The 13,404-nt window shown below is 61.7% G+C and carries 14 protein-coding genes and 1 pseudogene; all 15 read right to left on the bottom strand.

Translation table 11 applies throughout. The features are described from left to right. Window positions 1-47: 47 nt before the first annotated feature. The 15 genes and pseudogenes from ACVILI_RS18730 to rplR all read right to left on the bottom strand — a co-directional run bounded on the left by ACVILI_RS18730 (window position 48) and on the right by rplR (window position 13,387). On the bottom strand, window positions 48-1,700 hold the full coding sequence (locus ACVILI_RS18730) for a hypothetical protein (RefSeq protein ID WP_202379242.1): 1,653 nt from the start codon (window positions 1,698-1,700) through the stop codon (window positions 48-50). A gap of 328 nt (window positions 1,701-2,028) precedes the next feature. After that, window positions 2,029-2,859, bottom strand: a complete 831-nt coding sequence (locus tag ACVILI_RS18725) for an aspartyl/asparaginyl beta-hydroxylase domain-containing protein (RefSeq protein WP_038646665.1) — start codon at window positions 2,857-2,859, stop codon at window positions 2,029-2,031. A gap of 176 nt (window positions 2,860-3,035) precedes the next feature. Next, on the bottom strand, window positions 3,036-3,419 hold the full coding sequence (locus ACVILI_RS18720) for a DUF930 domain-containing protein (RefSeq protein WP_019857976.1): 384 nt from the start codon (window positions 3,417-3,419) through the stop codon (window positions 3,036-3,038). A 305-nt stretch (window positions 3,420-3,724) separates the two neighbouring features. Further along, a complete protein-coding gene (locus ACVILI_RS18715; protein WP_038646662.1) occupies window positions 3,725-5,032 on the bottom strand; it encodes a replication-associated recombination protein A in 1,308 nt (435 codons plus the stop codon). Between the two features lie 41 nt (window positions 5,033-5,073). Then, window positions 5,074-6,567 (bottom strand): DegQ family serine endoprotease, encoded by a 1,494-nt coding sequence (locus ACVILI_RS18710; protein ID WP_069092111.1) that lies wholly within the window; start codon window positions 6,565-6,567, stop codon window positions 5,074-5,076. A 181-nt stretch (window positions 6,568-6,748) separates the two neighbouring features. Further along, window positions 6,749-7,180: a 50S ribosomal protein L17 gene (gene rplQ, locus ACVILI_RS18705; RefSeq protein ID WP_010909289.1), complete on the bottom strand. Its 432-nt coding sequence runs from the start codon at window positions 7,178-7,180 to the stop codon at window positions 6,749-6,751. 104 nt (window positions 7,181-7,284) lie between these two features. Beyond that, window positions 7,285-8,295 (bottom strand): DNA-directed RNA polymerase subunit alpha, encoded by a 1,011-nt coding sequence (locus ACVILI_RS18700; protein ID WP_006205443.1) that lies wholly within the window; start codon window positions 8,293-8,295, stop codon window positions 7,285-7,287. Between the two features lie 104 nt (window positions 8,296-8,399). After that, the gene (rpsK, locus tag ACVILI_RS18695; RefSeq protein ID WP_006205444.1) at window positions 8,400-8,789 is read right to left on the bottom strand and encodes a 30S ribosomal protein S11; all 390 of its coding nucleotides are present in this window, start codon (window positions 8,787-8,789) and stop codon (window positions 8,400-8,402) included. A gap of 158 nt (window positions 8,790-8,947) precedes the next feature. Then, window positions 8,948-9,316 carry a 30S ribosomal protein S13 gene (gene rpsM / locus ACVILI_RS18690; RefSeq protein ID WP_006205445.1) on the bottom strand — a complete coding sequence of 123 codons (369 nt, stop codon included), beginning with the start codon at window positions 9,314-9,316 and terminating at the stop codon, window positions 8,948-8,950. A gap of 218 nt (window positions 9,317-9,534) precedes the next feature. Beyond that, window positions 9,535-10,131: an adenylate kinase gene (locus ACVILI_RS18685; RefSeq protein WP_019857972.1), complete on the bottom strand. Its 597-nt coding sequence runs from the start codon at window positions 10,129-10,131 to the stop codon at window positions 9,535-9,537. After that, window positions 10,128-11,468, bottom strand: a complete 1,341-nt coding sequence (gene secY / locus ACVILI_RS18680) for a preprotein translocase subunit SecY (protein ID WP_019857971.1) — start codon at window positions 11,466-11,468, stop codon at window positions 10,128-10,130. The genes ACVILI_RS18685 and secY overlap by 4 nt, the downstream gene beginning before the upstream one ends. Before the next feature lie 194 nt (window positions 11,469-11,662). After that, window positions 11,663-12,137, bottom strand: a pseudogene (gene rplO, locus ACVILI_RS18675) (50S ribosomal protein L15). A 22-nt stretch (window positions 12,138-12,159) separates the two neighbouring features. After that, window positions 12,160-12,357: a 50S ribosomal protein L30 gene (gene rpmD / locus ACVILI_RS18670; protein ID WP_006205449.1), complete on the bottom strand. Its 198-nt coding sequence runs from the start codon at window positions 12,355-12,357 to the stop codon at window positions 12,160-12,162. Window positions 12,358-12,381: 24 nt separating this feature from the next. Further along, window positions 12,382-12,951 (bottom strand): 30S ribosomal protein S5, encoded by a 570-nt coding sequence (rpsE, locus tag ACVILI_RS18665; RefSeq protein ID WP_027046810.1) that lies wholly within the window; start codon window positions 12,949-12,951, stop codon window positions 12,382-12,384. A gap of 76 nt (window positions 12,952-13,027) precedes the next feature. Continuing rightward, on the bottom strand, window positions 13,028-13,387 hold the full coding sequence (gene rplR, locus ACVILI_RS18660) for a 50S ribosomal protein L18 (RefSeq protein ID WP_010909284.1): 360 nt from the start codon (window positions 13,385-13,387) through the stop codon (window positions 13,028-13,030). Between the last annotated feature and the right edge of the window lie 17 nt (window positions 13,388-13,404).

Genomic DNA, 13,404 nt, shown 5'->3' with positions numbered 1-13,404 from the left:
CATCGTCTACTGCCCGTGTCGAGGCCGTGGCGTCAATCCCTTCGCAATCACCATTCAGGCACCGTCCAGTCTGGATACTTCTTCTTGAATTCGACGTAGAGGGCATCGACCTCGGCCTTTCTGACCGGGCGTACCTGTTCGTAGAGATAGCCGGCGACACCGCCTGACAATCGGTACTGCGCAATGCGCCTGTACGCGGCACCGATACCCTTGCCTTCAAGAATATACTGGTTCGGGAGCGTGACGCAGATCTGCGCGCCCGGTTGCAGATGAGTAACCGGCCGGTCGGTCACGACAACATATCTGGATTTCAACGCGTCCGGTCGGAACCGATCACGACTGTCCACCTGGCAAATCCATCCGACATGGGTAACAAGATCCCGTTTCATGCCGAACAACAGGGCGTCGCTCATCACAGGACCCGACGCAAATACCGAAAAGCGGTCCTTCGGTTCCATCCTGTCGACGAGGTCATCGATCAGGCGGCTGTATTCGGGGAGATTGTCAAGGTGAAGGGGAAGCGTGGCTTCCCTGGCGAAGACGAAGCCAACCGGGGACAACAACTGACGGCCGGCTGGAAAAAACGTGCCCAAAAAAGCAAATCCGGCAACAGCGGCCATGGCGACGGTCGGCCATCGTGATTTCAGTCCCGGCACGGAGACGATCGAAACGATTGCCTGGGCATAGGCGGGAAAGAGCCAAAGAAAAATCGGCAAGGAATGATGACGTTCCGGGTCCTGCGTCCGGATGAAAGCCAAGAAGGTAAGCACCGAGGCCATGGCACAGAAGACGGCAAATCTGTTGCGGCGCACAACCGAGATGTAGAGGCCCACCACAATCAACGCCCAGTTCAGATAGCTGAGCCGGGATCCGACGTCACCGAGCTGGGTGACAAAGGTCGTCTTGTATCCGCTGTAAAGGTCGGCGTAGCTGGTTTGCAGAATCTTGGCAATTAGCGGCAGCTGGAAGTTCAACGCCGTCGCGGCAATAAGGAAAATCGCGCACGCGCCGCCCAGAGCCGCGTTGCGGAAGGCCGGCAAATCCCGCTCCCTTGCGATCTGCAGCAAACCCAGGAATGCCGCGGAAACGGTGATCCCTATGTCCGCATAGGCGTACCAGCGGCGCAGCATGAACGCCAACCACAGGCAGGCGCCGACGGCTATTCCACTCACCACCGGTTCGCGGGTCAGGAATTTGGATTTCCAGAAAAAATAGGTTGCCGCGGTCAGGGCGAGACAGCCGGCAATGTCAGGCATTCCCCGAAGCGTCGGCGCCCAGAACGGCGTGTACAGGAAGGCCGCGATCCAGACGGCGATCCAGCTACGGGACGGTATCTCGGAGACCGCCTCCTGATAGCTTATTCTGCCTATCAAAAGAACCGCTGGAACCAGGTAGACCGCGACTATTCCGGTAACGAAGGAAAGCCTTGAACCGCCAAAAACAAGGTGAAACGGCATCAGCGGCACCAGGATCGCCACGCCGTAATCTTCCGTGGCGATAGAGGTGCCCAATTGGCTCAGCCATTCGAAAGGGCTTTCGACCAGAAGTGCGCCCTGCTGGTTGAACATGTTGAAATAGGCCGCGAAGTCCCAATAATAGACGGACTCTTCGAGACTTATGTACGCGGCGCTCACAGCAGCGCCAAGTAACACGGCGCAGATGTAAGCCCCCCAGAATCCGAAGATTTTTTTCCCGATCACTTGAAGCCGCCAAGAATGGAAGAGACGGGGTCCGCCTAAGTCTTATTTAAGCTATTTCTAATACACTCGAATGCCGTTTCCGCGATCGGGATTTGCCAATTCGTATCACGAATTATTGATGACTTGATAAAGATGTATACTTGAACGCATGGACGTCGCAAGCGTCGACGACACACAGAAATACCGCCGAAGGGACCGCTTCTTCCAAGCAGCCGTTCGATATATTATTCATATGTGATATACAGAAGCCGTGCGCGAGAAGTCGGCAAAAGATAATGCATCGCACCCTGACGCTGCCAGCAGAGCCGGCAGCGTCGACGTTTTCAGGTCAGGTGGTTTCGATCTTCTTCGGCTTGGTCGAGCCGATCATCTTCCAGTTCTTGTAGAACATCGAATTGATGCGCTCGACGCTGACCGAGACAACCGCGAGCATGCCGGCAATGAGTCTCGGGAACGGGGACGGCCTGATGATGTCCATGAACACGCAGTAGCGGCGGCCGTCATATTCGTTGACCGAACGGTGCAGCAGCGTGTCGTCGAAGATGAACTGCGGATTGTCGTACCAGTAGTTCTTGACGTTGCCGCATTCGACGAAGATTTCCGCCTTCACCGGGATCAGATTGTAGAGGATGCGAAGGCTGAGGCGCAGCGGGCCGAAGTGCCAGGAGGTCGATTCGCGCTTGCTGAAGACCGAAACGGCGATGGTCTTGATGTATTTGAAATCCTTGTTGAACTCGGCGACGTTGTCGATCCGGTGTTTGCCGTACCACTGGTAGACATACATGCCACGCCGGCCGGCGCCGAAATTGGCATCGATATCGGCGATGATCTCATCCTTGCGCGCCTTGAAGATGTCCAGGACCTCATTGACCTCGCGCTGATAATCCTCCGGAAACTGCTCCAGCTTCCACACACCGGGATTGCGGTAGCAGAGCAGATCGACCAGCAGGTTGAACGGCGACAAGAGCCAGGTGAACAGGCCGTTGCCTAGGAAGTAGCCTGAGAACAGCGCCAGATCCTTCCTGTCGTTGCGCAGCACGTCGATCAGGCCGCAGACGATGAAGATCGTCGTCAGAATGGGGATGAAGTAGAAGCCAAGGGCGAGAAGCGGGATGGCGATGGCGAATTTGCGAAGGGTTTTGCGAAGGTTTTTTGTCATTTTTCCACGCGCGGAGCGCGATCCTGTTGCGAATGAGTGTGCCAAATCTCGGCAACGACCACCGCCCGGCCGTGCGCCTTGATAAGGTTTTTTGGGTCGCCGCACAACGCCACGACATCGTGGCCTGGCAGTTGCCTGGTGGAATTTGCCAGACTTCGGTCAATGCATCGCTGGGGTCAATGCACCGCTGGCAAGCCGAGCTCGTTCCATTTCTCCCTGGCCACGGGATCGCCGACCAGGAACTCAAAGCCGATGACGCTTTCGCCGTCCCGCGCGAGCTGGCATTTGAACTTCAGACCATACCAGTTTTTGCGACTGCGGAAAGCCGCGCCGTCCGCGGTGATCGTGGTGCCGCCGATCTTCTCCTCAGCTGTCGCATAAGGCACGACGCGTTCCGGCTGAAAGTCCACGCGCCATCGCCGGATCTGGTCCATGGCCTCGAGATTGCACAATTGCACCATGCGTTCGTCGGAAGCGAAGGTCGCGAGATCGGCGCGCGCCTGCCGGCTGCGCGGATCGGCGAGCGTCTTGGCCGACAGCATTTCGGTCGGCCGAATCATGGTCGGCGCGGTGGGCGATATAGATCGAGGAGTGGTTGATGGTGTTGTTGGTGTTGGTACGGACGCTTGCGCCTCGGGCGCTGAAGGCGGTGCTGGCGCCGGCGGCGGCCTTGTCGAGGCCTCGAACTGCTGGGGTGTCAGAATGTCGACCGACACCCCTTCCTCGTCCAGCCGCTTCGGCCGCTTTGGCAGCGGCATGAGCGCCAGCATCGCGGCCAGCAGTGCGTGGAGAGCAACCGAGGTTGAGATACCCCATGGCGGGGCCTCGCTTCGAAGCGTGACGACCACCGGGCCACGCAAATCCGCTATTCCCGTTCCTTGCGCAGCTTCGCCCAATAGTCGAGCCGCTTCCTGATGTCGCGCTCGAAACCACGCTCAGGCGGATCGTAGAAGGTCTGGCGGCCCATCTTCTCCGGAAAATAGTCCTGGCCCGAAAATGCGTCGGGCTCATCATGATCGTAGCGATAGCCCGCGCCGTAGTCCTCTTCCTTCATCAGCTTGGTCGGCGCATTGAGGATATGCTTCGGCGGCAGCAGCGAGCCATGCTGCTTGGCTGCCTGCGTCGCCGCCTTGAAGGCCGTGTAGACGGCATTGGATTTGGGCGCGGTGGCGAGATAGACGGTGGCCTCGGCAAAGGCGAGCTCGCCTTCCGGAGAGCCCAGATAGTCGTAGGCGTCCTTGGCGGCATTGGCGACGACCAGCGCCTGCGGATCGGCTAGGCCGATGTCTTCCATCGCCATGCGCACCAGCCGGCGGCCAAGATAGAGCGGATCCTCGCCGGCGTCGAACATGCGCGCGAGATAGTAGAGTGCCGCGTCGGGATCGGAACCGCGCACCGATTTGTGCAGCGCCGAGATCAGATTGTAGTGGCCGTCCTGGCCCTTGTCGTAGATCGGCGCACGGCGTTGGACGATACGCTGCAGCCCTTCGGGATCAAAGACCTCACCGGGCTTGGCGGCGCGCCAGACTTCCTCGGCCAGCGTCAGCGATGCGCGGCCGTCGCCATCGCTCATGCGGATCAGCATGGCGCGGGCCTCGTCATCGAGCGGCAGCGCCCTGCCCTCCGTCTCCTCAGCCCGCACCATCAGCTTGGCGATGCTCTCCTCGCCGAGCGAATGGAAAACCATGACGCGCGCGCGCGACAACAGAGCCGCGTTGAGCTCGAAGGACGGGTTTTCCGTCGTGGCGCCGACCAGGACGACCGTCCCGTCCTCCATGACAGGGAGAAAGGAATCCTGCTGGGCGCGGTTGAAGCGATGGATCTCGTCGACGAACAGCAAGGTCTGGCGGCCGTTGGCGCGGCGCAGCTTGGCCGTCTCGAACACTTTCTTCAGGTCGGCAACGCCGGAAAACACCGCCGAAATCTGCTCGAAGGCAAGGCTGGTCTCGCCGGCGAGCAGCCTTGCCACCGTGGTCTTGCCGGTGCCCGGCGGCCCCCAGAAAATCATCGAGCCGAGTGAGCCCGAGCCGATCAGCCGGGTCAGCGCGCCATCGGGGCCGGTCAGATGCTCCTGGCCGACGACCTCGCCAAGATTTCTCGGCCGCAGCCTGTCGGCCAGCGGCCGACCGAGCGGCGCCTTTTCCGGTTCATCGACACTGAACAGATCGGCCATGTACTTCTTTTGGTTTGGAGCGCGATCCCTTCAGATCGAACTCAGTAACGCAGCACCTGGCGCAGTATCTGCCCGCCGCGCTCGACGGTAAAGCGCCACCAGCGCGTATCCTGCTGGGCTACCTGCGCCAGGGTCGCGGCGGTATCGATGGTGGTGCCGTTGACCTCGCGCACGATGTCGCCCGGCATGAAGCCGAAATCGGCGGCCGGCGAGTCGCGGTTGATGTCGATCACCGTCACGCCCTTGAGGTCGGTGCGCAGGCCAAGCTTCTGGGCAAGCCGCGGCGACAGTTCCGCGACCTTGGCGCCCGAGAACGGGCTGCGGCCATGCAGCGTCACTTCCGAGGCTTTCGCACCTTCCGGCGCGCGCTCCAGCGCGATGTCCATGGCTGCTTGCTGGCCCTTGGTCAGGATCGCGAAATTCGCCTTTGTGCCGATCGACAGCGTCGCCATGCGATAGTCCAGCGCCTCGATGCTCTCGACCGGCTTGCCGTTGATCTGCAGCACGACATCGCCAGCCTTCAGCCCGGCCTTGCCGGCTGGCCCAGTAGCATCGACCGAAGACACCAGCGCACCGGTCGGCTTTTCCATGCCGAGCGATTCGGCGATCTGCGGCGTCACCGCCTCGAACTCGGCGCCGATATAGGGCCGTTCGAAGAAATCGAGGCCGGCCTTGGCCGCATCGGCGAAAGCCCGCACCATGTTGGCCGGGATGGCGAAACCGATGCCGATCGAGCCGCCGCTGCGGCTGTAGATGGCGGTGTTGATGCCGACCAGCTGGCCGCCCATGTTGATCAGCGCGCCGCCGGAATTGCCGGGATTGATGGCCGCGTCGGTCTGGATGAAATAGCCCGAATCCGAGACGCCGATATGGCTGCGGGCAAGTGCCGAAACAATGCCGCTGGTGGTGGTCTGGCCGACGCCGAAGGGATTGCCGATGGCCAGCACCAGGTCGCCGACCTCCAGCGCGTCGGAATCGCCAATGGCGATGACCGGGAACGGCTTGTCGGATTCGATCTTGAGCACGGCTAAATCCAGCGTCTCGTCCTTCAGCATCACCTTGCTGGTGAATTCGCGCCCGTCGGCGGTCGCCACCTTGACCTCGTCGGCATCCTTGATGACGTGAAAATTGGTGACGATGACGCCGCTCGGATCGACAAGCACACCTGAGCCCAGCGAGGATTGGGCGCGCGGCTGCGCACGGCCGAAAAACTCCTCGAAGAACGGATCGCCTTCAAAAGGAGATGTGACCTTGGCCGTCTGCGAGGCATAGACATTGACCACGGCCGGCGCCGTCTGCTTGACCAGCGGCGCGAACGAAAGCTGTACCTCCTCACGGCCGAACGGCACGCGCTTGTCAGGCCCCGAGGTGGCATTCTCGCCTTCGACACCGTGCAGCAGGTCGGTCAGCACGTCCGACAGGCCCGGATCGGCGGGTTTTGCCGCGTCTTCGGCGAACGCCTGCCGGACTGCCGGTGCGGCTGCGAACACCATGAAGGCGCAGAGCAAAACAAGGGACAGTCTTTTGGCGCGCATTCGCGAATCCTCCAAAGCAAGTTCGGGCGCATTGTCCCGACGATTGTGCAAAATGAAAGGCTAAGCCGCTGAAATCCGATTATTTTCGCGCCGGCAGATCATTTTGGGCACGCTTTGACGCGCGTAGAACATGAAAAAGGGGCCCGCAGGCCCCTTCAATTCATTCCGGAAAGACGGAGCCTTATGCGGCCGCGGCTTCCGCGTCGGTGCCTTCGGCTTCGAGGCGGGCGCGGTCGCCAGCGCCCTTGGCCGAGGTGTCGCGATCGACGAACTCAATGACGGCCATCGCGGCGTTGTCGCCGTGACGGAAGCCGGCTTTCATGATGCGCAGATAACCGCCGTTGCGGTTGGCGTAGCGCGGGGCGATGGTGTCGAACAGGCGCTTAACGACGCCTTCATTGCCGATCTGCGCGATCACCTGGCGGCGGGCGTGCAGGTCGCCGCGCTTGCCGAGCGTTACCAGCTTCTCGACGATCGGACGCAGGTCCTTCGCCTTCGGCAGGGTGGTGACGATCTGCTCGTGCTCGAGCAGCGACACGGCGAGGTTGGCGAACATCGACTTGCGATGGCTAATGCTTCGGGCGAAGCGACGGCCTTTGAAACCGTGGCGCATGGCTCTTTTCCTTCTTCAGTTGTTCAAGAGGCCAAGGCCTCTGATGGTTTTCCGCATGACCGTCGGATCGAGCGGCTCACGCCGCCGATCCTTGGAATTCATGCTCAATATTGGTCTTCGTAACGCTTGGCGAGGTCTTCGATGTTTTCCGGCGGCCAGTCCGGCACTTCCATGCCGAGGTGCAGGCCCATTGCCGCCAGCACTTCCTTGATCTCGTTCAGCGACTTGCGGCCGAAGTTCGGGGTGCGCAGCATCTCGGCTTCGGTCTTCTGGATGAGATCGCCGATGTAGACGATGTTGTCGTTCTTCAGGCAGTTGGCCGAACGCACCGAAAGCTCGAGCTCGTCGACCTTCTTGAGCAGCGCCGGGTTGAAGGCGAGCTCGGTGACGGCTTCGGCGGCGACTTCCTTCTGCGGCTCGTCGAAGTTGACGAACAGGCCAAGCTGGTCCTGCAGGATGCGGGCGGCGAAAGCCACCGCGTCCTCGCCCGAGATCGAACCGTCGGTCTCGATGGTCATGGTCAGCTTGTCATAGTCGAGAACCTGGCCCTCGCGGGTGTTCTCGACCTTGTAGGAGACCTTCTTGACCGGCGAATAGAGGCTGTCGACCGGGATCAGGCCGATCGGCGCGTCCTCGGCGCGGTTGCGCTCTGCCGGCACGTAGCCCTTGCCGGTGTCGACGGTAAATTCCATGCGGATTTCAGCGCCTTCGTCCAGCGTGCAGATGACGTGGTCGGGATTGAGGATCTCGACATCGCCAACCGTCTGGATGTCGCCGGCGAGAACCGCACCCGGTCCCTGCTTGCGCACAACCATGCGCTTGGGGCCGTCGCCTTCCATGCGGATGGCGATTTCCTTGATGTTCAAGACGATGTCGGTCACGTCCTCGCGCACACCGGCGATGGACGAGAATTCATGCAGAACGCCGTCGATCTGCACGGCGGTCACAGCCGCACCGCGCAGCGAAGACAGAAGCACGCGGCGCAGCGCGTTGCCCAGCGTGAGGCCAAAGCCACGCTCAAGCGGCTCGGCGACCAGCGTGGTCAGCGTCTTCTTCTTCGACGAGAACTCGATCTTGTTCGGCTTGATCAGTTCCTGCCAATTTTTCTGGATCATGATGCTTTCCTTCCGTTGACCCGCCACCATCCAATCGTGGCGGGCGACCTGGAATACCGCGGAGGAACGCCCCTGTGGGCGTTCGCGCGGCGTTCGGTAATTTCTTAGACGCGGCGCTTCTTGCGCGGGCGGCAGCCATTGTGCGGGATCGGCGTCACATCACGGATCGAGGTGATGGTGAAGCCGGCCGCCTGCAGGGCGCGCAGCGCCGATTCACGACCGGAGCCAGGTCCGCAGACCTCGACTTCGAGCATGCGCATGCCGTGTTCCTGGGCCTTCTTGGCGACGTCCTCGGCAGCCATCTGGGCGGCGAACGGGGTCGACTTGCGCGAACCCTTGAAGCCCTGGGCACCGGCCGACGACCAGGCAATCGAATTGCCCTGCGCGTCGGTGATGGTGATCATCGTGTTGTTGAAGGTCGAATTGACGTGGGCAACGCCCGACGAGATATTCTTGCGTTCGCGACGGCGAACACGTGCGGCTTCCTTGGCCATGGTATTCCTTTCAGTTGATCTCTACACCGCCGTAATGCCAGCGGCTCCACCTTCGTAAGGGAGTGGGGGAATAGGGCAGTAAGGGAGTAGGGAGAAATGCGACCCGACTGGCGGGCATTCCCTACTGCCTTACTCCCCTACTCCCTTATTCACCCAAATTACTTCTTCTTGCCGGCGATCGACTTGGCCGGGCCCTTGCGGGTGCGTGCATTGGTGTGCGTGCGCTGGCCGCGGACCGGCAGCGAGCGACGGTGACGCAGGCCGCGGTAGCAGCCGAGGTCCATGAGACGCTTGATGTTCATCGACACTTCGCGACGCAGGTCGCCTTCGACCTGGTAGTCACGGTCGATGGTCTCGCGGATCTGCAAGACTTCCGCGTCGGTCAGCTGGTTGACGCGGCGCTCGGCCGGGATGCCGACCTTGTCGACGATCTCCTGGGCGAACTTCTTGCCAATGCCGTGAATGTACTGAAGCGCGATGACGACGCGCTTGTTGGTCGGAATGTTGACGCCGGCTATACGAGCCATGTTCTTTCCTTCTCCATGTGGGCCGGCCAACCTTTAAAACAAGGTAGTCCCGGCGCTGTCAAAGTTGCCCCGCGTCCGGTGGAGGCCGGCCCTTGCGGGAGTTTCCAGTTCAAAGCGACTGCCTTGCCCTTGCGGACAAGCAAAGTTCGCACCTGATAGGAAGACGGGCCGCCATACCGCAGCGAGCCGCTCCCGTCAAGCCTAATCTTTAGATTCCGTTACCGCGCCTTGGCGGCGGCCGCGAGCACGGCTTCGATCTCGGCGGTCACCGCGTCGATGCTGGCCATGCCGTCGACCGTCTTAAGCTTGCCCTTGGCGTAATAATAGCCGGTCAGCGGAGCGGTCTTCTTGTAGTACTCGCGCAGGCGCTCCTCGAACACCGCCGGATTGTCGTCCTTGCGCACCGGCTGCCCGGCGGCCTTGGCGTCCTCGGCGCGCTTGACGATGCGGCCGACCAGGGCCCTGTCGTCGACGACCAGTTCGATGACCGTGTCGAGGCCGATGCCACGCTCAGAAAGCATCGATTCAACCGCATCGGCCTGCACCAGTGTGCGCGGGTAGCCGTCGAGGATGAATCCCTTGGCGCAGTCGGCTTGGTCGATCCGCTCGGCGACGATGGCATTGACGATGGCGTCGGACACCAGTTCACCGGCATCCATCACCGCCTTGGCACGCTTGCCGACTTCGGAACCGGCCTGAACGGCGGCACGCAGCATGTCTCCCGTCGAGAGTTGGGGTATGCCGTGTTTTTCTACCAGTCTTTGTGCTTGTGTCCCCTTGCCCGCCCCTGGCGGCCCAAGCAAAATCAACCTCATCTGGCTTTCTTCCCCCCGCGCAGCTTCGACTTCTTGATCAGGCCTTCATACTGGTGCGCGATCAGGTGGCCCTGAATCTGCGCAACCGTATCGAGCGTGACACTGACCACGATCAGAAGCGATGTGCCACCAAGGTAGAATGGTACGCCAGTCGCCGAGATCAGGAACTCCGGCAGCAGGCACACCAGCACCAGATAGATGGCGCCGACGACGGTGATGCGGGTGAGAACGTAATCGATGTAATCGGCGGTGCGCTCGCCCGGGCGATAGCCCGGGATGAAGCCCGAATGCTTCTTGAGCTGGTCGGCGGTGTCCTTCGGGTTGAAGACAATCGCTGTGTAGAAGAAGGCGAAGAACACGATCATCGCCGCGTAGAACGCCATGTAGAGCGGCTGGCCATGGCCGAGCGAGGCCAGGATGGTGCTCGCCCAGGCGGGCATGTTGGTGGTCTGCGAGAAGCCGGCGATGGTGGCCGGCAGCAGGAGCAGCGACGAGGCGAAGATCGGCGGGATGACGCCCGACGTATTGAGCTTCAGCGGCAGATGCGAGGTGTCGCCCTGGAACATGCGATTGCCGACCTGGCGCTTCGGATACTGGATCAGCAGGCGGCGCTGGGCGCGTTCGAAGAACACGATGAGCGCGATGACGACGATGGCCAGGACGATGATCGCCAGGATCAGGCCGGTCGACAGGGCGCCGGTGCGACCAAGTTCCAGCGTGCCGGAAATGGCATGCGGCAAGCCGGCGACGATGCCGGAGAAGATGATCAGCGAAATGCCGTTGCCTATGCCGCGCGCGGTAATCTGCTCGCCGAGCCACATCAGGAACATGGTGCCGCCGACCAGCGTGACGACGGTCGAAACGCGGAAGAACATGCCGGGATCGCTGACGATGCCGTTGCCGTTCTCCAGCCCCACCGAAATGCCATAGGCCTGTACCAGTGCCAGAAGCACGGTGCCGTAGCGCGTGTACTGGTTGATGACCTTGCGGCCCTGTTCGCCTTCCTTCTTCAGCGCTTCCAGCGACGGAATGACCGAGGTCATCAGCTGCATGATGATGGAGGCGGAGATGTAAGGCATGATGCCGAGCGCGAAGATCGCCATGCGCTGCACGGCGCCGCCGGCGAACATGTTGAACATGCCGAGCACGCCCTTGCTCTGCGAGGAGAAGGCTTGGGCGAAGGCGTCGGGATTGATTCCGGGCAGCGGGATATAGGTGCCGAGGCGGTAGACGAGCAACGCGCCAATGGTGAACCAGATGCGTTTCTTCAGGTCCTCCGCCTTGGCGAAGGCCGAGAAATTCAGATTCGAGGCTAGTTGTTCAGCAGCCGAAGCCATGCCTGATTCTCCGCTTGGTAACGCTTGATGGCCCGTGAGGTCAGGCGGTGCGTTTCACCGAAGCTCACGAGATAAGCTCCGGGCTCTAAACATGCAAGCGGCCGCGTTGACGCGGCCGCTTAATTGAGCAGATCAAAGCGCAATCGTGAGCAAAAACGGGATCCCACTCTTGCCGATCGCGCTTCAAATTGCCGTTACTCGGCAGCTGCCTTTTCCGGCAACTTGACCGAGCCGCCGGCCTTTTCGATCTTCTCGATCGCCGCCTTGGAAGCACCGGCGACGTCGAAGGCAAGCTTGGCCTTGAGTTCGCCATCGGACAGCACGCGCACGCCATCCTTGACGCGGCGGATGACGCCGCGCGGCGACGAGCGCCTCGGCCGTCACGGTTGCCTTGGCGTCGAGCTTCTTGGCATCGACGGCTTCCTGGATGCGGGCCAGCGACACGACGACGAAGCTCTTGGCGAAGATGTTGTTGAAGCCACGCTTCGGCAGGCGCCGGTAGAGCGGCATCTGGCCACCCTCGAAGCCGTTGATGGCGACGCCGGAGCGCGCCTTCTGACCCTTGACGCCGCGACCGGCGGTCTTGCCCGAGCCGGAACCGATGCCGCGGCCGAGACGCTTCTTGGAATGCGTCGCGCCGTCCTTGTCACGCAGATCGTTGAGTTTCATCTGAGTTCTCCTGCGCTTTGGCTCAGCCCTCGTCCACGACGCGGACGAGATGCTGAACGGCGGCGATCATGCCGCGCACGGAAGGCGTATCTTCCAGGGTGCGCTGCTTGTGCATCTTGTTGAGGCCGAGGCCGACCAGCGTCGCGCGCTGTTCCTTCGGGCGGCGGATCGGCGAACCGATCTGCTCAACGGTGATGGTCTTGGTTGCTTTCTTGGCCATGGTCAAAATCCCTGGTCAGATCGACTATTCTTCAGCCGCAACGGCGGTGCCGCGGCGGGCCTGAAGGGTCGAATACTTGATGCCGCGAGCGGCAGCCACATCCTTGGGATGCATCTGGCTCTTCAGCGCGTCGAACGTGGCGCGAACCATGTTGTAAGGGTTCGACGAACCCATCGACTTGGCGACCACGTCATGCATGCCGAGCGTCTCGAAAACGGCGCGCATCGGGCCGCCGGCGATGATGCCGGTACCCTGCTTGGCGGCGCGCAGCAGAACGCGTCCGGCGCCCCAGCGTCCCTCGACGTCGTGATGCAGCGTACGGCCCGAGCGCAGCGGCACGAAGATCATGTCGCGCTTGGCCGATTCAGTTGCCTTGCGGATGGCTTCCGGCACTTCGCGTGCCTTGCCATGACCGAAGCCGACGCGGCCCTTCTGGTCGCCGACGACGACGAGTGCGGCGAAGCCGAAGCGACGGCCACCCTTGACGACCTTGGCGACGCGATTGATGTGGACCAGCTTGTCCACCATGCCGTCGTCGCGCTCTTCGCGCTCACGCTCGCGGCCGCGGCCGCCTTCCCTACGTTCCTGTGCCATATCCTGTTCCTTGTTTTTTTCCGGAAGCACGGTTGATGATACGATCCGGCGCCTCTGTGGGTCACCGGGGGCGAAATTAGAAGCTCAGACCGCCTTCGCGGGCAGCTTCAGCCAGCGCCTTGACGCGGCCGTGATAGATGTACGGGCCACGGTCGAAGACGACTTCCTTGACGCCGGCCTTGGTGGCGCGCTCGGCGATCAGCTTGCCGATCGCGGCGGCGGCGGCCGTGTCGGCGCCGGTCTTGAGCGAACCCTTGAGGTCCTTCTCGAGCGTCGAAGCGGCAGCGATGGTGTGGCCCTTGGCGTCGTCGATCACCTGGACATAGATGTTTTTCGAGGTGCGGTGAACCGACAGGCGCGGACGCTCGCCGGCGACCTTCCTGATCTGGCGGCGAACGCGCTGCGCACGGCGCTGCGTGGATTCCTTGGTACCCATGATGGTCTTCCTTGCCT

It is taken from the genome of Mesorhizobium sp. USDA 4775, assembly GCF_054062655.1.
The sequence above is the reverse complement of the archived record's forward strand: the minus strand, read 5'-3'. Positions and strand labels throughout refer to the sequence as shown.

What these genes read in the sequence shown, in the direction of transcription:
- ACVILI_RS18725 (WP_038646665.1), bottom strand. Translation starts at nt 2,859, where the DNA reads ATGACAAAAAACCTTCGCAAAACCCTTCGCAAATTCGCCATCGCCATC.
- ACVILI_RS18720 (WP_019857976.1), bottom strand. Translation starts at nt 3,419, where the DNA reads ATGATTCGGCCGACCGAAATGCTGTCGGCCAAGACGCTCGCCGATCCG.
- ACVILI_RS18715 (WP_038646662.1), bottom strand. Translation starts at nt 5,032, where the DNA reads ATGGCCGATCTGTTCAGTGTCGATGAACCGGAAAAGGCGCCGCTCGGT.
- ACVILI_RS18710 (WP_069092111.1), bottom strand. Translation starts at nt 6,567, where the DNA reads ATGCGCGCCAAAAGACTGTCCCTTGTTTTGCTCTGCGCCTTCATGGTG.
- rplQ (WP_010909289.1), bottom strand. Translation starts at nt 7,180, where the DNA reads ATGCGCCACGGTTTCAAAGGCCGTCGCTTCGCCCGAAGCATTAGCCAT.
- ACVILI_RS18700 (WP_006205443.1), bottom strand. Translation starts at nt 8,295, where the DNA reads ATGATCCAGAAAAATTGGCAGGAACTGATCAAGCCGAACAAGATCGAG.
- rpsK (WP_006205444.1), bottom strand. Translation starts at nt 8,789, where the DNA reads ATGGCCAAGGAAGCCGCACGTGTTCGCCGTCGCGAACGCAAGAATATC.
- rpsM (WP_006205445.1), bottom strand. Translation starts at nt 9,316, where the DNA reads ATGGCTCGTATAGCCGGCGTCAACATTCCGACCAACAAGCGCGTCGTC.
- ACVILI_RS18685 (WP_019857972.1), bottom strand. Translation starts at nt 10,131, where the DNA reads ATGAGGTTGATTTTGCTTGGGCCGCCAGGGGCGGGCAAGGGGACACAA.
- secY (WP_019857971.1), bottom strand. Translation starts at nt 11,468, where the DNA reads ATGGCTTCGGCTGCTGAACAACTAGCCTCGAATCTGAATTTCTCGGCC.
- rpmD (WP_006205449.1), bottom strand. Translation starts at nt 12,357, where the DNA reads ATGGCCAAGAAAGCAACCAAGACCATCACCGTTGAGCAGATCGGTTCG.
- rpsE (WP_027046810.1), bottom strand. Translation starts at nt 12,951, where the DNA reads ATGGCACAGGAACGTAGGGAAGGCGGCCGCGGCCGCGAGCGTGAGCGC.
- rplR (WP_010909284.1), bottom strand. Translation starts at nt 13,387, where the DNA reads ATGGGTACCAAGGAATCCACGCAGCGCCGTGCGCAGCGCGTTCGCCGC.